Genomic DNA, 22,457 nt, shown 5'->3' with positions numbered 1-22,457 from the left:
TTATCCCTTCGAGGTGTCGAGCAGTTCGACGTTCCCGTCGAACTGCCACATCGGGTTCGGCGCGTCCCCATTGGGGGTCCGCACCAGGAAGTAGCCGTTCACTTCCTTCGGTCCGTCGCCATCGGCGACGAACCGCCCGTCTGAGGTGACGTCCAGTTGGTAGATGGCCTGACCTGTGGTCTGGACGCCGGGGAGATGCCACGAGACGACGCAGCGCCAGTCGTTGCCCGGCCCCTCTGCGCGGTCCTGGACATGGCCCTTGCTGCACGCCGCCGTGGCCTTCAACTGGGCCTCGGTGACGGCGGGTCGGTTGAGTTCGTCGGTCTGCATGCGGTACAGGTGCGCGAACGCCGTGGCCACCGAACGCTGCACCTTGTCCTGCTCGATCCCGGAGCCCGTTGCCGAGGTCGTCGCGGCGACGACAGCGAACGACACGGCGGCCACCCCGACGAGCGGCAGGACTCCGACGGTGATGGCGCGGCGGCCCGAACCGTCGTGGCTCAGGTTGGTGAATTCGCGCCGTACGAAGAGCACATAGGCCAGCGCCGTGGCGGCCACGGCCCACACGAGGCTGACGACGACGCCGATCAGCAGCGGGCCGAGCTGCTGCGGGCTGGTGAACAGCCCGTTCCAGGAGATGAAGGCGTAGCTGGGCAGGGCGACCCGGACGGCCACGGGGAGCGGCAGCATCTGGGCGACCGCCATCGCGAGCGCGACGAGCACGGGCACCAGCAGCCCCATCGGGGACCGTCCCAGCGTGACCGACCCGAGGAAGCCGAGTGCGGCGAGCGCCAGGGTCGGAGCGAGGACGCAGACCCAGGAGAGCAGGACCTGAACGGCGGCGTCCGACGGTGCCAGGAGGTGGCCGTCGAGGCCGACCAGAGGCTGGTTGCCGACCGCCAGGAGGCCGCCCACCGTGCTGGAGACCGCAAGCCCGGCCACGAGCAGCAGCAGGACGCTGAGGCTGGCGACCACCTTCGCCACGAAGATCCGCCGCGGTGAGCGGACCGCCACGAGCAACTGGCGCCAGGTGCCGAGCCGGTCCTCGGAGGCGAACACGTCACCGGCCACGACCGAGGTCAGCAGCGGGAGCGCCCAGGTCCCCGCGAAACCGAGCATCACCAGCGGCCCGGCCCACCCGGAGGCGTGCATCCAGCGCCCGAAGAGGGTGTCCACGGGGAGCGTGCTCTGCTGGCTCACGCCGGCGACGAAGAGAGCAGGAACGATCCAGCAGGCGAGGGCCAACAGGCGGATCCGCCACTGGGAGACGAGCTTGACGAGCTCGAAGCGACAGGCGCGGGTGACGGGGATACGACGGCCCCGGGTCACCGGCTCGTGTTCCTGTTCCGGGCTCGGGATGAGGGTCGCGGTCATCGGCCGGCCTCCTGCTGCTCGGTGAGGGCGAGGAACGCGGCTTCGAGCGGCGACACCACGGGAGTGAGCTCGCGCAGCGCGACGCCCTCCTCCACGAGCCGCACCACGAGGTCGTCGAGGGCGGGCACCAGGGCGCGTACGACGAGCAGTTCGGCGTCCTGCCGTACCCCGGCGTCGTCGACGACCCGGACCCCGGGCGCGTCGTCGGCCACCCGGCGGGCGGCCTGCGGGTCGGAGGTGAGCAGCCGATAGTCGAGTTCACGGTTGTCGGCGGCCAGCTTGTTCAGCGGGCCGGAGAAGACGACGCGTCCTGTGGCGACGATGGTCACCTCGGAGCACAGCGCCTCGAGGTCGTCCATGTTGTGGCTCGACAGGACGACGGCGGTCCCGTCGGCTGCGAGCCGGTTGAGGACACCGTGCACGTGCTTCTTGCCCGCCGGATCAAGGCCGTTGGAGGGTTCGTCGAGCACGAGCAGCCGGGGCTTGGTCAGCAGGGCTGCGGCGAGTCCGAGCCGCTGGCGCATGCCGAGGGAAAAGCCGCGGGTGCGGTCGTCGGCGACGTCGGTGAGGCCGACCTCGGCGAGTACGTCGTCGATTCCCGCCGTGCGCGTGTCGTGGCCGCGGAGTGCGGCCAGCGCGGCGAGGTTCTGCCGTGGGGTGAGTGAGGGGTAGAGAGCGGGACCGTCCACGAAGCCGGCGACACCGTCGGGAGCGTCGAGTGCCCGCCCGACCGGTGTACCCAGGACCTCGAGGCGACCGTCGTCGGCAACCGCGAGCCCCAGCAGAAGGCCGAGCAAGGTCGTCTTCCCGGCGCCGTTCGGTCCGACCAGGCCGTGGATATGCCCCTGCGTCACATCGAGGTCGATGCCGTTGAGCGCGACGACGTCACCGAAACTCTTAGTGATGCCGCGAGCCCGTATTGCGAGGCGTTGTTCCATGGGTCCCTTCCTTCAAGAGCCTCAAGGACCATAGGGATTGGCCATGTTGCTCACAGGGATCGCGAGTTGAATGTTGATTGAACATGAAACGACTTGGCATTCGCGACGGCGCCGCCGGGCCGGAGTCATCCACGCTTCAACCAGCGAATTTTGCGATTCCTTGATCAAAAGTGCCGGAGCAAATGTAGGCGTTGCGATCGCGAACGATGTTCGTTACTGGGGGGGGTGACTGAGAAGTAACCCGGCCGCATGGACGGAGGGGCGCGGCGAGCGGATTGACGAGAAGTCAGTCACCGGGGCGGGGACGGTCACTCGGTGTCACCGCCCAGGCGGGACCGAACCGCCCAGGCGGGCCCGCAGCCGGACGGCAAGGGCAACAGTCGCTGCCCGAAATCTAGTTGGATGCCCGGAGTGTCGGCCTGCGTGTCGGCGTCGGAGTAGCGTCGTCCGGCCTCGTCGGAGAGGCCGAGTGCAGGGGGCAGTACGGCAGGGGTCGTTGGCGCGGGTCCCGTTCGTGGTCCCACCGCGCCCGAGGGGGCATGCGCTGCACCCGACGGCTTGCCGTCCCTGGCCGGACGCTCGGCTGGAGATCATCCCGGGAATCGGCGTCGACCTCGTCAAGATCGGCGATCAGCGCTCGCAGGTCGAAGAGCGCATCGGTCCGCCGTATCACGGTCCCGGCGGGCAGCCGCCAGCAGATAGTTGTAGCGAGTGGTCTCCGGGAAGTTCCCCGATCGCCGGGAGCGGCCCCAGTCGCGCAGGAACCCCGACCAGGTCTTCGAGAGACCCGCGGTCATCTTCTCCAGGTTCAGCAACGGCATCTTCGTCGCCTCCGAGTAAAGGTGCCGATGAGCGGCATGCTCAACCTCGAAGATCGGAAACAACCCATACGAAAAGGGCCCTCACAGGCTCTCGCCTGCGAAGACCCTTCGCACCGTCGGGACGACAGGATTTGAACCTGCGACCCCTTGACCCCCAGTCAAGTGCGCTACCAAGCTGCGCCACGTCCCGATGCCTTCACGCAGGTGATCCGCGTGATCGTGCGAACAGAACTTTACCCCACCTCGGGGCCTGCTTCGAAGGGGGCGCGGAGCGCGCGACAATCGGCGTATGAGCGGCACATCTGGAATTCGGCGGGGCGGCGGGCGTGATCGGGACACGGCGGGGCGGGCGCGCAACGCCCGGCCGCGCGACGGGCTGGGGCGCCCCCTGCCGTACGAGGCGGACGGGGTGGAACGCCAGCCGGAAGGCGTCGTGCGCGGCCCCGAGCAGACGGTCGCCGAGGCACAGGCGCTGCTGGAGGCCGGCAAACCGTTTCACGCGCACGAGGTCTTCGAGGACGCCTGGAAGTCCGGTCCCGAGGAGGAGCGTGCGCTGTGGCGGGGGCTCGCCCAGCTCGCGGTGGGGCTCACGCACGCGGCCCGGGGGAACGCGACGGGTGGCGCACGGCTGCTGCGGCGCGGCGCCGGGGCGGCCGAGGAGTGGGCGGCGCGGACCGGCCGGGCGCGGCCGTACGGGATGGGGCTGGCGGAATTGAGCGCCTGGGCCCGGGAATTGGCGGAGGTCGTGGAGCGGGAGGGCGTGGCGATCAGCGCACAGGCGTGGGCGCCGCGGCTGCGCGGGCGGGACGCCTGACGAGGAGGCGCCGGGCCGGGGACGGCGTCGATCCCGGGTGCGGTGGGCCCACTGTCAGTGGCGTACGGCAGACTCTCGGTGTGCGAAAGATTCATGTCATCGGAATCGGGGCGGGCGACCCCGATCAGCTCACGCTGCAGGCGGTCAAGGCGCTGAGGAGCACGGACGTGTTCTTCATCCTGGACAAGGGCGAGGTGAAGTCGGACCTCGTCCAGCTGCGCCGTGACATCCTCGACGCGCACATACCGCAGGGGGCGTACCGGCTGGTGGAAGCCCGCGACCCGGACCGCGACCGGTCCGCCGGGGGCACGGCGTACTCCCCCGCCGTCGGGGACTGGCGCAGTGCCCGCGCGGACATCTACGAACGGTTGATCGCCGAGGAGCTGGGCGAGGAAGAGAGCGGCGCGTTCCTGGTGTGGGGCGATCCCGCGCTGTACGACAGCACGCTCGGCATTCTGGAGGAGATCCTGGACCGGGGCGCGGTGGCGTTCACGTACGACGTCGTGCCTGGTATCAGCAGCGTCTCGGCGCTGGTCGCCCGGCATCGGACGGGCCTGAACCGGGTCGCCCGGCCGGTCCAGATCACCACGGGCCGCCGCCTCGCGGAGGGCTTCCCCGACGGTGTGGACGACGTCGTCGTGATGCTCGACGCCCACCAGACGTTCCGGCAGTACGCGGACGAGGACATCGACATCTACTGGGGCGCCTACATTGGCACGCCGGACGAGATCCTCGCCTCCGGTCCGCTGACCGAGGCGGCTCCCCGGATCGAGCGGCTGCGGGCCGAGGCCCGGGAGCGCAAGGGATGGATCATGGACACCTACCTGCTGCGCAGACATCCACGGGCCTAGGTGTACGAGGGCTTCGCGTCCCCGTCCACCGCGGATTCGAGGCGGCTGCTGGAGGCGTCGGTCGGGAAGATCATCGGGGGTACGCAGATGGACACCGCCCGCCGTGTCGTCACCGGGTCCGACACCCGTCTCGATATGGCGGGCGCCTGGGCCGTGTTGCAGGTGGATCTGTTCACGCGGATGGTGGCCCACGCCAGCCTGGGCCTGATCGCAGCCAGTCGCCACGTGCCTCCGGAGGTGCTCGTACCGGTCTTCGACCGCATGGTCGACGAGGGCTACCTCACCCGCCACGACTCACTTTTCTCCCACACCGGGGCGGGCGAGCGCGAGGCGCGGATCATCAGCGAGGCCTGGGGCAGATGGCTCGCCGCGCGCGTGGAGCAGGATCTTGGCCGCCCGTCCGGCGCGGACCTCCGCCGCCGTCGACACGATCGCCAAGCGCCTCCTCGTCGAGGACCTGTCCAACGGCCTGCCCGCCCGGGCTCCGGAGCCGGTCGCGAGCACGGCGAGCTGACCGGCGCGGGGCCGTGGACCGGATCCGGCTCTCGTCAGCGTGGGCCGAGGTCCAGCCGGGCCAGCGCCGACGCGACGTCCGCCACCGCGATCACGCCCGGCGGAAGCGGCGGCCGGCGTACGACGACCACGGGGAGGTCGAGGTCACGGGCGGCGGTGAGCTTGGCCGCCGTCGCCTCTCCCCCGCTGTCCTTGGTCACCAGCACATCGATGCGGTGCTCGCGCAGCAGGGCCTTCTCGCCCGTCACGGTGAACGGACCGCGTGCGAGCAGCACTTCGGTCACCGGGGGCAGGGGCGGCTCGGGCGCCTCCACGGAACGTACGAGAAAGTGGAGGTGGGCCAGGTCGGCGAAGGCCGCGAGGCCCAGGCGGCCCGTGGTGAGGAAGACCCGGCCGCCCAGCTCCGGGAGCAGCGCGGCGGCCTCGATGAGGGAGGCCGCCGAGTGCCAGCGGTCGCCGGGGCCCGGGCGCCAGCCCGGGCGGCGCAGCACCACGGCCGGGACACCGGTCTGCGCCGCGGCCCGCGCGGCGTTCGCCGTGATGCCGGCGGCGAAGGGATGCGTCGCGTCCACCACGGCATCCACGCCGTGCTCGCGCAGCCACCGCGCGAGCCCCTCCGCCCCACCGAACCCACCGATCCGTACGTCCCCTTCGAGCGCCGCCGGCCGGGACACGCGCCCCGCGAGCGACGTCGTCACCCGTACCCCGGGACGTGCCGCCAGCTCGGCGGCGAGTTCACGTGCCTCGGTGGTGCCGCCGAGGACCAGGACGTGGGGGGACATGGGATCGAGCGTACGGGGGTGCGTGGAGCGGCGTGCGCATGCCCCCGACGTGGCAGATCGGTATGGTCCTGGCATGGATTCGGTACGCGCGGTCCTGATCGACATCGACGGTGTGCTCACGGTCTCGTGGGAGCCGCTGCCCGGCGCGGTCGAGGCGTTGCGCCACCTCCGCGACATCGGCCTGGGCGTCGCGCTGGTCACGAACACCACGTCCCGGACGCGCGCGTCGATCGCCGAGACGCTCGCCGCAGCGGGCTTCCCGGTGGAGGCCGAGGACATCCTCACCGCGCCCTCCGTCACCGCCGCGTATCTCGCCGAGCGTCATCCGGGTGCCGGGTGCTCCCTGCTGAACAGCGGCGACATTCGCGAGGATCTAGCGGGCGTCACGCTCATCGACGAGAGCGACGGCGACGCGGACACCGTGCCGGATGTCGTGCTCGTGGGCGGCGCCGGTCCCGAGTTCGACTACGCGGCGCTGAACCGGGCCTTCGGCCATCTCCAGCGGGGTGCCCGGCTGGTCGCCATGCACCGCAATCTGTACTGGCGTACGGACCGAGGACTGCGGCTGGACAGCGGCGCGTTCCTGCTCGGCCTCGAGAGGGCGTCCGACCAGGAGGCGGAGATCACCGGCAAGCCGGCGCCCGCGTTCTTCGAGACGGCGCTGGCGCGGCTCGGGGTCGGGCCCGGCGAGGCTCTGATGATCGGCGACGACATCGAGTCGGACGTCCTCGCGGCGCAGCGGACAGGAATCACGGGTGTGCTCGTCAAGACGGGCAAGTACCTGCCCGAGACCCACCGGACGGCAAGCGGCAGGCCTGACCACGTGCTGGACTCCATCGCGGACGTCCCCGCTCTGCTGCGCTGACGTCAGCGCAGCAGCAGCTGCACTCCGCCCACCACCGTCGCGGCGATGACCAGCCGTTCGAAGAGCTGTTGGTTGATTCGGTTCACAGCCCATTTGCCGATGAACGCGCCCGGCACGACGAACGCCGCGAGTGCCGCGTCCAGCAGCAGCGAGTGGCCGTCGATCAGGCCGAGGCCCACGCTGAAGGGCACCTTGGAGACGTTGACGATCAGGAAGAAGAAGGCCGAGGTGCCGAGGAATCCCAGCTTCCGGAAGCCCGCGGACAGGAGGTACATCGACATCACCGGGCCGCCCGCGTTGGCGACCATGGTGGTGAATCCGCCGAGCACACCGTAGGAGCGGGCCTTGATGCGGCCTGTGCGCGTCGCCACCGAATCGGGTTCACCGTCCTGGGCGGCGGCCCGGCGGCGCCATACGGTGACCGCCGCCATCAGCAGCAGGATCGCCCCGATCGACGTCCGTACGATCCCGTCGTCGGCCCACACCAGGAACAGCGTGCCGCAGACGACCCCTACGGCGACGGCCGGGAACAGCCGCCACAGCGTGGGCCAGTGGGCGTGGCGCCGGTAGGTGAGGACGGCGAGTACGTCCCCGACGATCAGGATGGGCAGGAGGACGCCGGTCGAGGCGCGGGCGGGCAGCACGGCGGCGAAGATCGCCAGGCTGACCGTGTTGGCCCCGCTCACCGCGGTCTTCGAGAAGCCGACGAGCAGGGCCGCGGCGGCGAGAGCGGCGAACTCCCAAGCGGATATGTGCCAGAGCGTCATTGTGTCCATGCGGGGACCGATGCTAAGGCCACGCATCCCGCGGCGTAAGGAGCGTCTCGCCAGGTGACCTCTGCGTCAGCCGGTGTAGCGGGTTCGCAGCTCCCGCTTGAGGACCTTCATGCTCGGGCCCAGCGGCAGCGCGTCGGTGAACTCCACGCGGCGCGGGTACTTGTGACGCCCCAGATGTCCCTTGGACCAGCCGGTGATCTCCGCCGCGTCCGCGGTGGTTCCCTCGGCGCGTACGACGATCGCGCACACCTCCTCGCCGTGCAGCTCGTCCGGGAGGCCGATCACCGCGACCTGGGCGACCCCCGGGTGCCGCATCAGCACCTCCTCGACCTCCCTCGGGTAGACGTTGTAGCCGCCGCGGATGATGACGTCCTTCTTGCGGTCGACGATCCTGAGGAAGCCCTCGTCGTCCTTGGTGCCGAGGTCACCGGTGCGGAACCAGCCGTCGACCACGGCCTCCGCGGTGGCCTCGGGCCGGCCCAGATAGCCGGAGAACACGTTGTGACCACGGATGACCACCTCGCCCAGCTCCCCCGGCGGCAGCAGCTCGATACGCCCCTCCACCTCGGCCCGCGCGATCTCCACGTCCACGCCCCACAGCGGGTGGCCGATGGTGCCGGGTTTCGTACCGAACAGGGGCTGGTTCACGGACGCGGTCGGCGAGGTCTCCGAGAGCCCGTATCCCTCGTAGATCTTCGTCCCGAACGCCTCGTCGAAGCGTTCGAGGACGGCGACGGGCAGCGAGGCGCCGCCCGATATGCACACGCGCAGTTCTGGCAGCACGTCCGCGTCCCCGGCGGCGGCCGCCAGGGCGACGAACATGGTCGGAACGCCGTGGAAGGTGTTCACGTCCTCCTTCACCATCAGCTCGATCGCGCGCGCCGCGTCGAAGCGCGGCAGCAGCACGAGGGTGGCGCCCGCACGCCAGGTGGAGTTCAGGGAGACGGTCTGCCCGAAGGCGTGGAACAGCGGCAGTGCGCCGAGCGCGATGTCGTCGGGGCGGATGTCGTTGGCGTCGAAGGCGTTGACGGTCGCGTTCATGACCAGGTTGAAGTGGCTGAGAACGGCGCCCTTGGGGACCCCGGTGGTGCCGCTCGTGTAGAAGACGACGGCAGGGTCGTCGGCGTCGCGGGTGAGGTAGGACGGCAGCGGTTCGGCGTCCGCGGCGAGCTGCTCGAACTCGGGGCCGAGCGTGACCACGTGGACGCCGAGGGCCCGCGCGGCAGCGGCACCCGTCGCGGCCTGCGCCGGGTGGCACAGCAGCAGGGTCGCGCCGCTGTCCCTCAGCACGTGCTCGACCTCGGACGCCGAGAGCAGCAGATGTACGGGGACGACCACGCCGCCCGCCGCCACGATCGCGTAGTACGCGTGCGGGAACTCCACGGTGTTGGGCGCCATCAGCGCCACCCGGTCCCCGGGCCGTACGCCGAGGCCGACGAGGGCGCCGGCCTGGGCTCGGGCGCGCTGCCACACCTCGGCGAAGGTGAGGCGCAGGTCGCCCTCGACGAGCGCCGTCTTGTCAGGACGGCGGCGGGCGTTCTCGGCGAGGATCGCGGCGAGGGAGAGGGTTGCCATGGAGAGATGCTCCGTTTCCTTGCTGGTGCGGCTCTGCGCCAGATGGGGGTTGCGAACGGGCCTGGCGAGGGCGGACATCGAGGATGTCAGTGGCGCTCGACCAGAACCGCGCTGCCCTGGCCGACGCCCACGCACATCGTGGCCAGGCCGCGCGCGGCGCCCGTGCGGCGCATGCGGTGCAGCAGGGTGGTGAGGATGCGGGCGCCCGAGCAGCCGAGCGGGTGGCCGAGGGCGATGGCGCCGCCGGTCGGGTTGACGAGGTCGGGGTCGATGCCGAGACGGTCCACGCAGGCGAGGGCCTGGGCGGCGAAGGCCTCGTTGAACTCGGCCTCCTCGATGTCGCCGATGCTCCAGCCGACGCGGCCCAGCGCCTTCTGGGTGGCGGGGACGGGGCCGATGCCCATGACGTCCGGGTGGACTCCGGCGGAGGCTCCGGCGGCATACCGCCCGAGGGACTCAAGGCCCAGTTCGTTCAGGGCCTCCTCGCTGACCAGCAGCAGAGCGGCCGCGCCGTCGTTCATCGGGGAGGCGTTGCCCGCGGTGACGGTGCCGCCTTCGCGGAACACCGGCTTGAGGCGGGACAGCTTGTCGAGCGAGGTGTCCTCCCGTACGCACTCGTCGCTGTCGACGACGACACCGTCGGGGTTCTTCACGGGCAGCAGTTCGGCGTCGAAGTGCCCGTTCTCGCGGGCGTCGGCGGCGCGCTGGTGGCTGCGCAGCGCGAAGGCGTCCTGACGTTCGCGCGAGACGCCGTACCGCTCGGCGACCTCCTCGGCGGTCTCCCCCATCGACAGCAGGCCGTGCAGTTCCCTCATCGCCGGGTTGACCAGGCGCCAGCCGAGCCGGGTGTCGACGGTCTCGACGCGGTGCGGCAGGGCCTCGTCGGGGCGGGCCAGGACGAAGGGAGCCCGGCTCATCGACTCGGAGCCGCCGGCGAGCACGATGTCGGCCTCGCCCGAGGCGATGGCGCGGGCCGCCGTCGTGACGGCCTCGAGTCCGGAGGCGCACAGCCGGTTGACGGTGGCGCCGGGGACGGACTCGGGCAGGCCGGCGAGCAGCGCCGCCATGCGGGCGACATTGCGGTTGTCCTCGCCCGCCTGGTTGGCGGCACCCCAGTAGACGTCGTCGATGCGGGCCGGGTCGAGCGTCGGCACCTCGGCGACCAGGGCGCGGATGACGGTCGCGGCGAGGTCGTCGGGGCGCACCCGGGACAGGGCTCCGCGCAGCTTGCCGATGGGGGTGCGGCGGGCTGCCGCGAAGTGGACGGGACGCACGACAGGGCTCCTGAGGACACCGGATCACGGGATCCGAACGATGGAAACGATTGAGCGGGGGACGAGGGACCGACTGATCAGGGGGCAAGGACCGGCAGCAATTAATTAGCACTGCTAGTTTTGGACTATAGACCGCGGGCCGGCCGCTGGGAAGATCCTCCTCCGGACGGTTTCCACCCATCCGTCCTGGGCACCCGCGCCCGCATGGAGTGGTTGCTGAGGGCGGCCTGCGTGGGGGCGGACCCCGATCTGTTCTTCCCCGTGGGCTCGACAGGGCCCGCGCTGGAGGAGATCGCCGCCGCGAAGCGCGTCTGCGCCCGCTGCCCGGTGATCAGCGAGTGCCTGGCCTGGGCCCTCGGCAGCGGGCAGACATCGGGCGTGTGGGGCGGTACCTGCGAGGAGGAACGCGCCGCACTGCTCCGTACGGCCAGGAACGACGACCGAAGGAGAAGCTCCGTATGACCGTGGTGAAGAGCACGCTCGCCGAGCCCGCGCGTCAGATCGCCGGGGACGCGTTGCAGAGCACTCTGGTGGATCTGCTCGGGCTCTCCCTCATCGGGAAGCAGGCCCACTGGAACATCGTGGGACCGCGGTTCCGCTCGATCCATCTCCAGTTGGACGAGGTGGTCGCCACCGCGCGCTCGTACGCCGACACGGTGGCCGAACGCGCCGCGGCGCTCGGCGTCTCCCCGGACGGCCGGCCCGAGACCGTCGCCACGGCCTACGCCGTGCAGGGCCCGAAGGACGGCTGGCTGCGGGACACCGAGGTCGTACGACTGCTCGTCGAAGCGCTGGAGACGACCGTCGGGCGGCTGCGTGAGCGGATCACCGCGACCGAGAAGGCGGACCCCGTCACCCAGGATCTGCTGATCGGGCTCACGGCCGAACTGGAGAAGCAGTACTGGATGTTCCAGGCGGAGGACTGGCCGCGCGGCGACTGAGTACGGACGGGCCCCCGTGAAGGAAGGCAAGGAGCCCGCGAGAACGGAAGGGGCACACCATGGCCGACACACTCGAACTCGACGCGCTGTGGGACGAGTTCCACCGCGTGGTGAACATGACCTCTCAGGAGCTGGAGGCCTGGCTGCGGACCCGCGACGCCGGTCAGGAGTCCGAGCCGCTGCCGGATCAGGCCGGCCCGCCGCTCGGACGGCATGTCCTCGCGATCCTGCAGAAGCGCCGTACGGATCTCACCGACGACGACATCCAGACCATGCACAAGGTCGTGGACATCGTCACCAGCCGGCAGGACCTGGAGAACGAGCCCGAGGCCATGGACACACGACGCCGTCACCAGCTGATGAGCATCGGCCACGATCCGCTCAAGCCACCCAAGTGAGAGGCCTGGATCATGGGCGACAGGCATCAACGAGTGATCAAGGAACTCGTCGCCGCGCACGGCCGCACGTACGCCGAGGAGGCGGGCATCCGGCTGAAGAACACTCCGCAGCCGCTGTACCGCACTCTCGTGCTGGCGTGCCTGCTCAGCGCCCGTATCCGCGCCTCGATCGCCGTGGCGGCGGCCCGGGCCCTGTATGAGGCCGGGCTGCGCGACCCTCGCCGCATGGCCGAGGCCACCTGGCAACAGCGTGTGGACGCGCTCGGGCGCGGCGGCTACCGCCGCTACGACGAGCGCACCTCGACCCAGCTCGGCAAGGGCGCCGAGCTGGTGAGGGAGCGTTGGGGCGGCGACCTGCGCCGCATGCGGGACGAGGCCGACGGGGACATCTCCCGGCTGCGCACCCTGCTCCAGGAAGTGCCCGGGATGGGCCCTGCGGGTGCGGACATCTTCCTGCGCGAGACCCAGCGGGTCTGGCCGGAGGTGGCACCGTACCTCGACTCCAAGGCCCTGGACGGCGCTCGCCGGCTACACCTCCCGGACGATCCCGACCAGTTGGTGAAACTCTCCGGCGGCACCGAGCCGGCCGTGCTCGCGGCGGCGCTCGTCCGGGCGGCGCTGGACAAGCAGGTGGTCGAGGACTGCCTCCGGCACGTCCAGTAGGCGGGAGGATGGCACACTGCTCGCACGCCTTGCCGAACACAGCTCGGCAAGGCGAACAGCCAAGCCGAGCAGGGGAGTTGCCGTATGACCGGGACCGAGTCCGCCGCGGGCCGGATCGACACCAGCAGGCCGCATCCGGCGCGCGTGTACGACTGGTACCTCGGCGGCAAGGACAACTACCCGGTCGACGAGCAGCTCGGGGAGCACATCATGTCGCTCGACCCGGGCGCCAAGCGAGCCGCGCGCAGCAACCGCTGGTTCATGCAGCGGACCATACGCCACCTCGTCCGCGCGGCGGGCATCCGCCAGTTCCTCGACATCGGCACCGGCATACCCACCGAGCCCAACCTGCACCAGATCGCCCAGAGGACCGCTCCGGACGCGCGGGTGGTGTACGTCGACAACGACCCGATCGTCCTCGCCCACGCCGAGGCCCTGCTGCGCGGGACCCCGGAGGGCGTGACGCAGTACCTCCAGGCCGATGCCCGCGAGCCGCACAAGATCCTCGACGAGGCGGGGCGGATTCTCGACTTCGACCGGCCCATGGCCCTGTCACTCATCGCCCTGATGCACTTCATCGCCGACGAGAGTGGCGCGTACGAGCTGGTGGAGACACTGGTCGACGCGCTGGCGCCGGGCAGTTTCCTGGTCCTGTCCACGATGACCGCCGACTTCGAAGCGGAGAACGTGCGCCGCGGCATCGAGACGTACGCGCGGGCGGGCGTCACCCTCGTCGGCCGCTCGCACACCGAAGTGAGCCGCTTCTTCAAGGGACTTGAGCTGGTGGAGCCGGGGATCGTGTCCGTGAAGGACTGGCATCCCGAACTCGCCGAGGACGAGACCCCGCTCGGTGACGGGCCGGTGTCCCTGTACGGCGGGGTCGGTCTCAAGGCCTAGTGCGGAACGTACCGAGGCTGCCGGCCGGACACGGGCGTCAGTGCGACCCCGCGGGCCCGGCACACGGCTCGTCCGCGATGCCCAGCGTGCGGAAGGCGCGGGCGAAGGAGGCGAAGCCCTCCTCACCGAGAGGTTCCACGACGCGGCGGCGCACCGCGTCGGCGAACACCTTGGCCGCGGTCGTGGCGGTCTGCCGGCCGGGCGGCGTCAGCGCCGCGTACGTGACCCTGCGGTCCGAACCCGACGGACGGCGCTCGACGAGCCCGGCGTCGGCCAGCCGGTCGACCACTCCGGTCGTCCCCGCGGTGGAGAAGCCGAGCGTCTGGGACAGCAGCCGCATCGGCGCGGCCTGATCCGGCGAGGCGACCAGGAAGCAGAGCACTTCGAGCGACGAGGGCGGCAGGCCGACCTCGCGCTGGGCCTCGGCGAGCAGTTCGTCCGTCAGCTCCCGGAATCCCGTCGCCAGCGCGTTCCAGCGCTGCAGCAGGTCGGTTTCCTCCGCGCTGGGGCACCGGTCCGCCGTCCCGGGGCACGCGGCCCGCTCCACTGACTGCTGGGACTCCCCCATGCACTGACTCCTGTCACCCGATCCCGTACGTCCTGGCCTGCTCGATTCCGAGTCCTGACCCGCTTGCCGAGGATACCCCGGCCAGCTATTATCTCGCTAGCTATCTAATAGTTGCCAATGTAATAGCTAGCGACGTATTGATCGTTCAAGGAATACCGTCGCGACCGACACCGCTCCCCGGCTCGCTCCCCTGACCGCTCACGAAAGGCACCGACGATCATGTCCAACGCCACCTCGCAGTCCCCCCAGCCCGGCTCGCTCGCGAAGGTCGCCGCCGGCCACTGGACTCTGGACCCGGCGGGCACCTCGGTGCGCGTCCAGCACAAGACCTTCTGGGGTCTGGTCACCGTCAAGGGCGTCTTCACCAAGGTCAGCGGCGACGGCGAGCTGCTCGCCGGCGGCGGTGCGCACGGCAGCGTGACGATCGACGCGGCCTCCCTGGACACCAAGAACGCCAAGCGCGACACCCACCTGCGTACCGCGGACTTCTTCGACGTCGACAAGCACCCCTCGCTCGTCTTCACGGCCACCGACGTCACCCCGACCGGCGACGGAACCGCCCGCGTCACCGGCGACCTGACAGTCATCGGCGTGAGCCGTGAGCTCTCCTTCACCGCGCAGGCGTCCGAGATCTCGGCGGACGCGGTCACCCTCACCGCCGCCATCCCGGTGGACCGCAAGGAGTTCGGCATGACCTGGAACCAGGCCAACATGCTGAAGCCGCTGACCTCCGTCACGATCACCGCGCGCTTCACCCGCCAGTCCTCCTGACACCCCGCCCGTGCTCCCGAGCCGCCGAACCGCGTGCCGCAGCCGCCCACTAGGGTGAGCGTCCACGCAGGTGCGGGGGCGGAGGGAAGCGAACGGTGGACAAGAACGCGGCGGCCCCACCCCAGGGCGATGCTTCGACGGTGCGGGATGTCGCGGCCCGGGCGGGCGTGTCGGCGTCCACCGTCTCCCGCGTGCTCGGCGGCACCTACCCGGTGGCCAAGACCACCCGCGCCAAGGTCCTCAAGGCCATGCGCGAACTCGACTATGTGGTCAACGCACACGCCCGGGCCCTCGGCGGCTCCACCAACAAGACGGTCGCCTTCGTCGTCGACGACGTCACCGGCCCGTTCTACGCCCAGGTCGCGCGCGGTGTGGAGGAGCAGGCGTCCGCCGAGGGCAGGCTGTGCATGGTGTGCACCACGCACAACGACCCGCAGCGCGTCCTCGCCGTCGTCGAGACGATGCGCGAACAGCGGGCCGACGCCGTGATCGTGGTCGGCGGCGCCTGGGACGACAAGGCCTACCAGGACCGCATGACCCACTTCGCGCACGCCCTCGACCGGGCGGGCTCCCGGCTCGTCCTGGTCGGCCGGCCACCGCTCGGCCCGGGGGTGCCCGCGACCGTCGTCGACTACGACGACGAGGACGGCGCCTTCGCCATGACCACCCACCTGCTGAGCGCGGGCCACCGGCGCGTCGCCTATCTCGGCCGAGTGCCGGGACTGTCCACCAGCAGCCGGCGCCTCAGCGGATTCACCCGGGCGCACCAGCTGCTCGGCATCGAGCCCGACCCCGAGCTGATCGTCGACGGCAGCTTCACGCGTGGCTTCGGCTACCAGGGGACGCGGGAACTGCTCGCGTCCGGCGTCGAGTTCAGCGCGCTCTTCGCGGGCACCGACATGGTCGCGGCGGGCGCCCTGCAGGCACTGCGGGAGGCCGGGGTCCGCGTGCCTGAGGACATCGCAGTGGCGGGTTACGACGACATCCCGACCGCCATCGACGTGTATCCGACGCTGACCACCGTCCACGTCCCGGCCGAGGAACTGGGCCGCACAGCCGTCCGGCTGGCACTGCACCGCGAGGAGTTCCCGGAGAGCCAGCACCAGGTGCTCGGCACGCACATCGTCATACGGGAATCGACTCGGCGGCGCGGTCTGTGATCGGGACTGTCCCGCACCCTCGATCGACCGACGTCCCGTCCCGTAGGCGAATGCTCCAACACCACTTGTGCCGAGGGGTCTTGCCGGTTCGCGCGTAAACAGAGACGACGCTGCCGACGACACCTGAGCACCAAGGAGCAGGCGACGACATGAGATTCCTGGAGCGTGAGCGCGCGGCCCTCGGCACACTCCTGCCGGGCCTGGACGAGAGTCTGCGGGCCCTGCCGCTGATGACACTGGAAGGACCGAAGAGCCCGGGGATCCGGCTGTTCCGGGAGTACGGCGGTCCCGGTCTGCTGGCCCCGGCCGCCTTCCAGGGCAGGGGCGCCACGGCACTCGAGGCCCTGCGGGTGCAGCGGGCGCTCGGCAGCCGCTCACCCTCCCTCGCGGTGGCGACGACCATGCACCACTTCTCGATGGCCACCCTGGTCGGACTGAGCCGCTCCGGTGAGGGGCTGGAGTGGATGCTCATCGAGGGCGTCGCGTCCGACAACCGGATCATGGCGTCCGGTTTCGCCGAGGGCCGCAGCGGCACCGGCATCCTCTCGCCCTCGATGTCCGCCACCGTGACTCCCGAGGGTGTGCGGATCAGCGGCGTCAAACGGCCGTGCAGTCTGGCCCGTTCCATGGATCTGCTCACCGCCAGCGTGATGGTGCCCCAGGAGAACGGTGAGGGCCAGGAACTGGCCGTGGCCCTCGTCCCCGCCGCGAGCGAGGGACTGAGCGTCAGCGGTTTCTGGTCGAGCAGCTTCCTCGCGGGCGCCGAGAGCGACCAGGTCACCCTGGACAACGTCCTGGTGCCCGGGGAGCTGCTGGTGCGCACCGCGTCACCGGCCGGAGCCCGCCTTGACGCGGTGCAGACGGCGGGGCTGGTCTGGTTCGAGCTGCTGATGACGGGCAGCTATCTCGGCGCCGCCAGCGCCCTGGTGGAACGAGTGCTGCTCAACGAGCGGGTGCCCGACGCCGAACGGGTCCGGCTGCTGGTGGAGACGGAGGGAGCGATGGCGGCGGCCGAGGGCCTCGCCCGGCGGGTGGACGAGGGCGCTCCCGACGAATCCGCGCTCGCCGACTCGCTCTACGCCCGCTACACCGTGCAGGACGCCCTCGCCCGGGTCGTCCCCCGTGCGGTCGAACTCCTCGGCGGGCTCAACTTCATGACGTCCGACGAGGTCGGCTACCTCGCGGCCTGCGCCAACGGCCTCGCGCTGCACCCGCCGTCGCGGTCCCGGATGACGGGCCCGCTGTGCGCCTATCTGGCCGACGAGCCGCTGACGATCGCCTGACCCCACCCACACCACTCTGCCTCACCCACCGCGCGCTCCTGGATGACAGGCCCGCTGTGCGCCTATCTGCCCGACGAGCCGCTGACGATCGCCTGACCCCACCCACACCGCTCCACCTCACCCCACCGCACGGTCCCGGATGACGGGCCCGCTGTGCGCCTAACTGGGCCGACGAGCCGCCGACGATCGCCTGACCCGGCCCACACCGCTCCACCTCACCCCACCGCACGGTCCCGGATGACGGGCCCACTGTGCGCCAATCTCGCCGACGAGCCGCTGACGATCGCCTGACCCCACCCACACCGCTCCACCTCACCCCACCGCACCTGTCGGCCCGGCTCCGGCCGGCCCGGAACGCCCACCGGAGCCAGGTCGACTCCACGCCTCCCGCCGCTGACGGGGCTGCCCGCGTCCAGCGCCGCACGAGCCGACTCGCCGGACGCACCCGGACACCGTTCGAGAGCACGACGCCGACGCCGTAGCCCCGTACGCCCCAAGCCGCCGCCCGAGAGTCGACTGACACGAGCCACCGCACGAACGAGACCATCCGCTCACCCGACCGAGGGGGAACACCGACATGCCTCAGCCCCGGCCCCGGCCCAGCGCTCCGCCCAGTCCTCCGCCGTCCGAGAAACGCCCCGTGGTGCTGCTCACCGGCGGCGCCGGAGTGCTCGGCAGAGCCCTGATCGACGAGTTGTCGCAGGACTTCCGGATCGTCTGCCTGCGCCATCGCACTCCGGTGAACGACCGTCGGGTCCGTGAGGTCCGAGCGGATCTGCTGGAGCCTCAACTCGGCCTGCGGAAGCGAGAGTTCGAGCTGCTCGCCGCCGAGGTGGAGCTGATCGTGCACTGCGCCGCCGCCACCAACTGGAAGTCGGATCCCGGCTCGATCCGGCGCGCCAACCTCGACGGAACCGTCGCGATGCTGGACCTCGCCGCCCGCGCCGGCGCGCCGGTCTACCACATGAGCACCGCCTTCGTCGCCAACCCGCTGGCCCCCGAGGAACAGGAGCGGTTCCCCGGGGCAGCCGCCTATCTCGCCTCCAAGACCGCCGCCGAACAGGTGGTGCGCGAGGCACCGGTGCCAGGCGTGATCCTGCGTCCTTCGGTGGTGATGGGTGACTCCGTCACCGGGCGTATCGCCGGGATGCAGGGGCTGACGCGGGCACTGGGTGCCATCGTCAAGGGCCAGGTGCCGGTGCTGCCCGGCGCCCCCGACGCGCGGATCGACATGGTGCCGCAGGATGTCGTCGCCCGGGCGGTGGGCGGTCTGCTGCGTGGCGGGGTCACGGAGGGCGAGTACTGGCTGACGGCCGGTGCGGAGGCGCTGCTGCAGCGTGAAGTGGTGGACAGCTGCCTGGAGTTCGCGGAGGGGTACGGGCCCCGGCCGCATCCGCCGCGGCTCATTCCACTGGAGTCGGTGCACCGTCTGCTGCTGCCGCTCATCGAGGGCCCCACCTTCCCGGAATCCCTGCGCCGCCGCTTCCACACGTACGCGGAACTGCTGCTGGTCTTCCAGCGGGCGCTGCCCTTCGAGTCGTCCCTGGGATCACCGCACTGCGGCCCCGCGCTGTCGAAGGACGCCCTCCGGCAGGCGCTGGTCCGCAACCTGACCGCGTGGTCCACCGGGCGGGGCGGGATGCGCGCCCCACGCCGCACGCAGCAGACGTCACCGGGCGCCGCCCGGAGCACGGAGACCCGGGAGCTGGCCTCATGACCGCCGCCGTCACCGCCGACATCCCCCTCGCCCCGGACCGCGCGCACATCGCCCGGCTCTATCGCGCCCATCTGTCCACCGGGCGGGCCGTCCTCGGATCGGTGCTCGGCGGCATGCTGGAGACGGCGTCCGACGGCGCGTGGGTGTACACCGAGGACGGCCGCCGCTATCTCGACTTCGGTGGCTACGGGGTCTTCATCCTGGGCCACCGGCATCCCGCCGTGACCGCGGCCGTGCACCGTCAGGTGGACACACATCCCCTCGCGAGCCGGGTCTTCCTGGAGCCCGTCGCGGCCCGCGCGGCGCAGGCCCTGGCCGAGCGGACCCCGGCCGGTCTCGACCGCGTCCACTTCGTCAACTCCGGGGCGGAGGCCACCGAAGCGGGCCTGAAGCTGGCCCGGGCCCACGGCCACACCGCCCTGGTCAGCACGGCGGGCGGCTACCACGGCAAAACCCTCGGCGCGCTCACCGCCACCGCCAACCCGAAGTACCAGCAGCCCTTCCGGCCCCTGCTGCCGGACAGCACGGTGGTGCCGTACGGGGACACCGACGCGATGGCCGCCACGCTCGCCGAAGTCGGCCGACGCGCCTGCGTGATCGTCGAGCCGGTGCAGGGAGAGGGCGGCGTACGCGTGCCACCGCCGGGATATCTGGCGGAGGTGAGCCGCCTGTGCCGGGCGTACGGGGCCTTCCTGATCGTCGACGAGATCCAGACGGGCCTGGGGCGACTGGGCGCGTGGTGGGGCATGACCGCCGAGGGCGTCCGGTCCCCGTCCCCGGATGTCCTCCTCGTCGGCAAGGGACTCAGCGGCGGTGTGGTCCCGGTCGCGGCCATGGTCGCGACCGAGGCCGCGTACCGGCCGTTCTCCCGTGACCCGTATCTGCACACGTCGACCTTCGCCGCCTCCCCGATCGCCTGCGCCGCCGCGTGGGCCGCGGTCGAGGCTCTGGACCGGGAGAACGTCGTGCGCCGCGCCGCGGTGCTGGGCGACCGGCTGCTCACGGGCGTTCGGGCCGCCTGCGCCCCGTACGGCGAAGGGCTCGTGCACGACGTACGGGGCCGGGGCCTGCTGATCGGCCTGGAGTTCGCCGAGGAGCGGACCGCCGGTGAGCTGATCCTGGAGCTGGTCGGTCGCGGTGTCCTCGTGAACCACTCCCTCAACGCCACGCGGGTCCTGCGGCTGACGCCGCCCGCGATCGTCGGCGAGGAGGACGTACGGCTGTTTCTCGCCGCCCTGGCCGAGGGGCTGAGTGTCGTCGCCGCGCGCGTCGGCTGACGCCGGACGGCGACCAGAGCTCGGCCGGACACCAACCAGCGGGCACAGCGCCCCATCCGCGGAAAGGCAACCCCCCATGCGCCACGTGACCGTACGACTGACCGCGCACGACGTCGACCCCGAGACCGCCTACCAGCGGATCCGGGACTTCCGCCGCTACCCGCAGGTCACCGAGACCGTCCGTGAGGTCGCGGTCCATCCACCTCAAGACGACGGCACGGTCGTGTCGGACTGGACCGTCCGCTTCCGCAACGGCCTGATGCGCTGGACGGAACGCGACGCGTTCTTCCCGGAGACCCGGACCATCGGATTCACCCAGCTCACCGGCGACTTCGAACGCTTCGAGGGCACCTGGCGGTGCGCGTCCGGCGCGGACGGTACGGCCGTAACGTTCGAGGCGGTCTTCGATCTGGGCATCCCGACGCTGGCGGACCTGCTCGACCCGGTGGCCGACTCGACCTTGCGCACCAACATCGAGCGGATTCTGCGCGGGCTGCTCGGCAGGGTCACACCGGCCCCCGCCGCGCTCGCCGACACCGCGGCCGCCGCGCATGGCTGACCTCACCCTCGCCCCGCACGATGGACCGGCCGGCGCGGGATGGGACGCGCTGCGGGACGAACCCGGCCCGGACACGGTGCGCTGCCTCGGCCTCTACGCCAAGCTCACGGCCGGGGTCACCGTCGTCACGGCCCTGGACGGCACCGGCTGCCCCACCGGAATGACGGTCTCCGCGCTGACCTCCCTGTCCGCCAGACCGCCACTCGTCCTCGCCTGCCTGCGCGGCAGCTCGCGCACCCTCTCCGCCGTGCGGCACCAAGGTGCTTTCGCGGTCAGCTTGTTGACGGTGCATCAGAAGCGTCTGGCCGAACTGTTCGCCGACCCCTCCGTGCCGCCCGCGCGGCGCTTCGACGGCAGCCGCATACGGCGGGTGCTCGGCCTGCCGGTGCTCGTCGACGCGCTCGCCTGGTCGGTGTGCCTGGTCGAGGACGTACGGCCGTACGGCGATCACCACGCGGTCGTCGGACGCGTGATGGCGGTGGAGGTGAACGGCGGCCGGCCGCTGCTGTGGCACGACCGCGCGTTCCACACGCTGACGGGGGCCCGATCACTGCCGGCCGACGACTGACGACGACCGGCCGCTGACACAGCCGTGGAGCCGTTGCGCCCGGCCGGGATCATCCCGGCCGGGCGTCTTGCGCATGTCTAGAACCGATTCCCCAGCCCGAGGAGGCCGTATGTCCCTGCCCCGCGTTCCCGGCGTCAACTCCGACAGCGCCGCGACCGAACTGATCCGGACTCCCGAGCGGTTGTCCGGCAACGCCCAGTCCGTCGGCCACCGGATCGGCGCCGCGCTCGACCCCGCGGCGGCGGAGGACGACTGGCACCGGCCCCCGAGTGAAGAACGTCCCTATCCGGTCGTGCTCGTGCACGGCACGCTCGGCGACCGGGAGTCCGTCTGGCGGAAGGCCGCGCCCGCGCTCAGAGCGGCGGGGCACCGGATCTTCCGCCTGAACTACGGGGAGTTGCCGACCCTTCCGCGGCTGTACGGGCTCGGCGACCTGCGGAAGTCGGCCGGAGAACTCGCGGACTTCGTCGACCTGGTGCTGGCGGACACCAAGGCGGCGAAGGTGGATCTCGTCGGCCACTCGCAGGGCGGGATGCTCGCGCACCACTACCTCAAGTTCCTCGGCGGGACGGGGAAGGTGCGGCGCGTCGTCGGGATCGCGCCCAGCAGTCACGGGGTGACAGTGCAGGGACTGACGGCCCTCGCCCGTCAAGTCCCCGGTGTGCGGGGGATCGTGGAGGAGCGGGTGCTGTTCCGGGTGAGCCCGGCGTTCACGCAGCTGCTGCACGACTCGGAGTTCGTGGCGGAGCTGGTGGCGCCGGGCGACACCGTGGACGGGGTCGGCTACACCGTCGTCTGGTCCACCCGGGACGAACTGGTCCAGCCTCCCGAGTCGCAGCAGCTGCTGCCCGCCCGGCCGGACCACCTCGTCAGCAACCTCTGCCTCCAGAACCTCGCCCCGCAGAACCGGACCACGCACCTGGCCATGCCGTACGACCCGGTCGTCCTGCGGGAGACGCTCGCGGCGCTGGCCGACTGAGGGGCGTACGACGGAGGGGGTGGTGGGGGGCCCCCGGCCCCCCCCCCCCCCCCCCCCCCCACCCCCCGCCCCCCCGGGACGGGGGGGCACCCC

At 71.3% G+C, this 22,457-nt stretch carries 24 protein-coding genes, 1 tRNA gene and 1 pseudogene; 18 read left to right on the top strand and 8 right to left on the bottom strand.

Annotated features, from left to right (window positions below; all coding sequences use genetic code 11):
* Together AB0D27_RS25085 and AB0D27_RS25080 are read right to left on the bottom strand one after the other, a co-directional pair.
* The gene (locus AB0D27_RS25085; protein ID WP_362512793.1) at nt 1-1,374 is read right to left on the bottom strand and encodes an ABC transporter permease; all 1,374 of its coding nucleotides are present in this window, start codon (nt 1,372-1,374) and stop codon (nt 1-3) included.
* On the bottom strand, nt 1,371-2,312 hold the full coding sequence (locus AB0D27_RS25080; RefSeq protein ID WP_362512791.1) for an ABC transporter ATP-binding protein: 942 nt from the start codon (nt 2,310-2,312) through the stop codon (nt 1,371-1,373). Before AB0D27_RS25080 ends, AB0D27_RS25085 begins: the two co-directional genes overlap by 4 nt.
* A gap of 711 nt (nt 2,313-3,023) precedes the next feature.
* On the opposite strand from AB0D27_RS25080, the gene AB0D27_RS25075 reads away from it, so the two are divergent.
* Nucleotides 3,024-3,152 (top strand): hypothetical protein, encoded by a 129-nt coding sequence (locus tag AB0D27_RS25075; RefSeq protein WP_362512789.1) that lies wholly within the window; start codon nt 3,024-3,026, stop codon nt 3,150-3,152.
* Nucleotides 3,153-3,249: 97 nt separating this feature from the next.
* Here AB0D27_RS25075 and AB0D27_RS25070 read toward each other — a convergent pair.
* Nucleotides 3,250-3,323: transfer RNA gene (locus AB0D27_RS25070), tRNA-Pro, on the bottom strand.
* 99 nt (nt 3,324-3,422) lie between these two features.
* Between AB0D27_RS25070 and AB0D27_RS25065 the strand changes: the two genes are divergently transcribed.
* The 3 genes and pseudogenes from AB0D27_RS25065 to AB0D27_RS25055 all read left to right on the top strand — a co-directional run.
* Nucleotides 3,423-3,947 carry a DUF309 domain-containing protein gene (locus AB0D27_RS25065; protein WP_362512787.1) on the top strand — a complete coding sequence of 175 codons (525 nt, stop codon included), beginning with the start codon at nt 3,423-3,425 and terminating at the stop codon, nt 3,945-3,947.
* Nucleotides 3,948-4,027: 80 nt separating this feature from the next.
* A complete protein-coding gene (gene cobF, locus AB0D27_RS25060) occupies nt 4,028-4,798 on the top strand; it encodes a precorrin-6A synthase (deacetylating) (protein ID WP_362512784.1) in 771 nt (256 codons plus the stop codon).
* Nucleotides 4,799-5,312 (top strand): annotated as a pseudogene (locus AB0D27_RS25055) (MFS transporter); the annotation flags it as partial. It abuts the gene before it with no gap.
* 34 nt (nt 5,313-5,346) lie between these two features.
* Here AB0D27_RS25055 and AB0D27_RS25050 read toward each other — a convergent pair.
* Nucleotides 5,347-6,093, bottom strand: coding sequence for a cobalt-precorrin-6A reductase (locus AB0D27_RS25050; RefSeq protein ID WP_362512781.1), 747 nt, complete (start codon nt 6,091-6,093; stop codon nt 5,347-5,349).
* A gap of 73 nt (nt 6,094-6,166) precedes the next feature.
* Here AB0D27_RS25050 and AB0D27_RS25045 point away from each other — a divergent pair, with 73 nt between their 5' ends.
* Nucleotides 6,167-6,958 (top strand): HAD-IIA family hydrolase, encoded by a 792-nt coding sequence (locus AB0D27_RS25045; RefSeq protein WP_362512778.1) that lies wholly within the window; start codon nt 6,167-6,169, stop codon nt 6,956-6,958.
* A 2-nt stretch (nt 6,959-6,960) separates the two neighbouring features.
* Here AB0D27_RS25045 and AB0D27_RS25040 read toward each other — a convergent pair whose 3' ends face one another.
* The 3 genes from AB0D27_RS25040 to AB0D27_RS25030 all read right to left on the bottom strand — a co-directional run bounded on the left by AB0D27_RS25040 (nt 6,961) and on the right by AB0D27_RS25030 (nt 10,583).
* Nucleotides 6,961-7,734 carry a sulfite exporter TauE/SafE family protein gene (locus AB0D27_RS25040; protein WP_362512776.1) on the bottom strand — a complete coding sequence of 258 codons (774 nt, stop codon included), beginning with the start codon at nt 7,732-7,734 and terminating at the stop codon, nt 6,961-6,963.
* 66 nt (nt 7,735-7,800) lie between these two features.
* Nucleotides 7,801-9,309, bottom strand: a complete 1,509-nt coding sequence (locus AB0D27_RS25035) for a long-chain fatty acid--CoA ligase (protein WP_362512773.1) — start codon at nt 9,307-9,309, stop codon at nt 7,801-7,803.
* A gap of 86 nt (nt 9,310-9,395) precedes the next feature.
* Nucleotides 9,396-10,583 carry a thiolase family protein gene (locus AB0D27_RS25030; RefSeq protein ID WP_362512770.1) on the bottom strand — a complete coding sequence of 396 codons (1,188 nt, stop codon included), beginning with the start codon at nt 10,581-10,583 and terminating at the stop codon, nt 9,396-9,398.
* 204 nt (nt 10,584-10,787) lie between these two features.
* On the opposite strand from AB0D27_RS25030, the gene AB0D27_RS25025 reads away from it, so the two are divergent.
* From AB0D27_RS25025 to AB0D27_RS25005, 5 genes are all read left to right on the top strand, one after another.
* On the top strand, nt 10,788-11,045 hold the full coding sequence (locus AB0D27_RS25025) for a WhiB family transcriptional regulator (protein WP_362512767.1): 258 nt from the start codon (nt 10,788-10,790) through the stop codon (nt 11,043-11,045).
* Entirely contained in the window at nt 11,042-11,524 is a 483-nt protein-coding gene (locus tag AB0D27_RS25020) for a DNA starvation/stationary phase protection protein (protein WP_362512764.1), read from the top strand. The genes AB0D27_RS25025 and AB0D27_RS25020 overlap by 4 nt, the downstream gene beginning before the upstream one ends.
* A 59-nt stretch (nt 11,525-11,583) precedes the next feature.
* Nucleotides 11,584-11,922, top strand: a complete 339-nt coding sequence (locus AB0D27_RS25015; protein WP_362512761.1) for a DUF3140 domain-containing protein — start codon at nt 11,584-11,586, stop codon at nt 11,920-11,922.
* Between the two features lie 12 nt (nt 11,923-11,934).
* The gene (locus AB0D27_RS25010; protein ID WP_362512759.1) at nt 11,935-12,585 is read left to right on the top strand and encodes an endonuclease; all 651 of its coding nucleotides are present in this window, start codon (nt 11,935-11,937) and stop codon (nt 12,583-12,585) included.
* Nucleotides 12,586-12,669: 84 nt separating this feature from the next.
* Nucleotides 12,670-13,482, top strand: coding sequence for an SAM-dependent methyltransferase (locus AB0D27_RS25005; protein WP_362512757.1), 813 nt, complete (start codon nt 12,670-12,672; stop codon nt 13,480-13,482).
* Between the two features lie 37 nt (nt 13,483-13,519).
* On the opposite strand, the gene AB0D27_RS25000 is transcribed toward AB0D27_RS25005, so the two are convergent.
* Nucleotides 13,520-14,050 (bottom strand): MarR family winged helix-turn-helix transcriptional regulator, encoded by a 531-nt coding sequence (locus tag AB0D27_RS25000; protein ID WP_362512754.1) that lies wholly within the window; start codon nt 14,048-14,050, stop codon nt 13,520-13,522.
* A gap of 219 nt (nt 14,051-14,269) precedes the next feature.
* Between AB0D27_RS25000 and AB0D27_RS24995 the strand changes: the two genes are divergently transcribed.
* The 8 genes from AB0D27_RS24995 to AB0D27_RS24960 all read left to right on the top strand — a co-directional run bounded on the left by AB0D27_RS24995 (nt 14,270) and on the right by AB0D27_RS24960 (nt 22,364).
* Nucleotides 14,270-14,821 carry a YceI family protein gene (locus tag AB0D27_RS24995; protein WP_362512751.1) on the top strand — a complete coding sequence of 184 codons (552 nt, stop codon included), beginning with the start codon at nt 14,270-14,272 and terminating at the stop codon, nt 14,819-14,821.
* Between the two features lie 95 nt (nt 14,822-14,916).
* The gene (locus AB0D27_RS24990; RefSeq protein ID WP_362512748.1) at nt 14,917-15,981 is read left to right on the top strand and encodes a LacI family DNA-binding transcriptional regulator; all 1,065 of its coding nucleotides are present in this window, start codon (nt 14,917-14,919) and stop codon (nt 15,979-15,981) included.
* A 149-nt stretch (nt 15,982-16,130) separates the two neighbouring features.
* The gene (locus tag AB0D27_RS24985; protein WP_362512746.1) at nt 16,131-17,264 is read left to right on the top strand and encodes an acyl-CoA dehydrogenase family protein; all 1,134 of its coding nucleotides are present in this window, start codon (nt 16,131-16,133) and stop codon (nt 17,262-17,264) included.
* A 640-nt stretch (nt 17,265-17,904) separates the two neighbouring features.
* Nucleotides 17,905-18,981: an SDR family oxidoreductase gene (locus AB0D27_RS24980; RefSeq protein ID WP_362512743.1), complete on the top strand. Its 1,077-nt coding sequence runs from the start codon at nt 17,905-17,907 to the stop codon at nt 18,979-18,981.
* Entirely contained in the window at nt 18,978-20,258 is a 1,281-nt protein-coding gene (locus AB0D27_RS24975) for an aminotransferase class III-fold pyridoxal phosphate-dependent enzyme (RefSeq protein ID WP_362512740.1), read from the top strand. Before AB0D27_RS24980 ends, AB0D27_RS24975 begins: the two co-directional genes overlap by 4 nt.
* A gap of 76 nt (nt 20,259-20,334) precedes the next feature.
* The gene (locus tag AB0D27_RS24970) at nt 20,335-20,817 is read left to right on the top strand and encodes an SRPBCC family protein (protein WP_362512737.1); all 483 of its coding nucleotides are present in this window, start codon (nt 20,335-20,337) and stop codon (nt 20,815-20,817) included.
* Nucleotides 20,810-21,385: a flavin reductase family protein gene (locus tag AB0D27_RS24965; RefSeq protein WP_362512734.1), complete on the top strand. Its 576-nt coding sequence runs from the start codon at nt 20,810-20,812 to the stop codon at nt 21,383-21,385. Before AB0D27_RS24970 ends, AB0D27_RS24965 begins: the two co-directional genes overlap by 8 nt.
* A 109-nt stretch (nt 21,386-21,494) precedes the next feature.
* The gene (locus AB0D27_RS24960; RefSeq protein WP_362512731.1) at nt 21,495-22,364 is read left to right on the top strand and encodes an alpha/beta fold hydrolase; all 870 of its coding nucleotides are present in this window, start codon (nt 21,495-21,497) and stop codon (nt 22,362-22,364) included.
* Nucleotides 22,365-22,457: the final 93 nt, after the last annotated feature.

It is taken from the genome of Streptomyces sp. NPDC048415 (genome assembly GCF_040651675.1).
Taxonomy (GTDB): Bacteria; Actinomycetota; Actinomycetes; order Streptomycetales; family Streptomycetaceae; genus Streptomyces.
The sequence above is the reverse complement of the archived record's forward strand: the minus strand, read 5'-3'. Positions and strand labels throughout refer to the sequence as shown.

Coding starts and splice junctions, on each gene's coding strand:
- AB0D27_RS25000 (WP_362512754.1), bottom strand. CDS start 14,050: ATGGGGGAGTCCCAGCAGTCAGTGGAGCGGGCCGCGTGCCCCGGGACG.
- AB0D27_RS25020 (WP_362512764.1), top strand. CDS start 11,042: ATGACCGTGGTGAAGAGCACGCTCGCCGAGCCCGCGCGTCAGATCGCC.
- AB0D27_RS24970 (WP_362512737.1), top strand. CDS start 20,335: ATGCGCCACGTGACCGTACGACTGACCGCGCACGACGTCGACCCCGAG.
- AB0D27_RS24965 (WP_362512734.1), top strand. CDS start 20,810: ATGGCTGACCTCACCCTCGCCCCGCACGATGGACCGGCCGGCGCGGGA.
- AB0D27_RS25015 (WP_362512761.1), top strand. CDS start 11,584: ATGGCCGACACACTCGAACTCGACGCGCTGTGGGACGAGTTCCACCGC.
- AB0D27_RS24960 (WP_362512731.1), top strand. CDS start 21,495: ATGTCCCTGCCCCGCGTTCCCGGCGTCAACTCCGACAGCGCCGCGACC.
- AB0D27_RS25005 (WP_362512757.1), top strand. CDS start 12,670: ATGACCGGGACCGAGTCCGCCGCGGGCCGGATCGACACCAGCAGGCCG.
- AB0D27_RS24975 (WP_362512740.1), top strand. CDS start 18,978: ATGACCGCCGCCGTCACCGCCGACATCCCCCTCGCCCCGGACCGCGCG.
- AB0D27_RS25080 (WP_362512791.1), bottom strand. CDS start 2,312: ATGGAACAACGCCTCGCAATACGGGCTCGCGGCATCACTAAGAGTTTC.
- AB0D27_RS25040 (WP_362512776.1), bottom strand. CDS start 7,734: ATGGACACAATGACGCTCTGGCACATATCCGCTTGGGAGTTCGCCGCT.
- AB0D27_RS25010 (WP_362512759.1), top strand. CDS start 11,935: ATGGGCGACAGGCATCAACGAGTGATCAAGGAACTCGTCGCCGCGCAC.
- AB0D27_RS25065 (WP_362512787.1), top strand. CDS start 3,423: ATGAGCGGCACATCTGGAATTCGGCGGGGCGGCGGGCGTGATCGGGAC.
- AB0D27_RS25045 (WP_362512778.1), top strand. CDS start 6,167: ATGGATTCGGTACGCGCGGTCCTGATCGACATCGACGGTGTGCTCACG.
- AB0D27_RS25050 (WP_362512781.1), bottom strand. CDS start 6,093: ATGTCCCCCCACGTCCTGGTCCTCGGCGGCACCACCGAGGCACGTGAA.
- AB0D27_RS25025 (WP_362512767.1), top strand. CDS start 10,788: ATGGAGTGGTTGCTGAGGGCGGCCTGCGTGGGGGCGGACCCCGATCTG.
- AB0D27_RS24985 (WP_362512746.1), top strand. CDS start 16,131: ATGAGATTCCTGGAGCGTGAGCGCGCGGCCCTCGGCACACTCCTGCCG.
- AB0D27_RS25035 (WP_362512773.1), bottom strand. CDS start 9,309: ATGGCAACCCTCTCCCTCGCCGCGATCCTCGCCGAGAACGCCCGCCGC.
- AB0D27_RS25085 (WP_362512793.1), bottom strand. CDS start 1,374: ATGACCGCGACCCTCATCCCGAGCCCGGAACAGGAACACGAGCCGGTG.
- AB0D27_RS24995 (WP_362512751.1), top strand. CDS start 14,270: ATGTCCAACGCCACCTCGCAGTCCCCCCAGCCCGGCTCGCTCGCGAAG.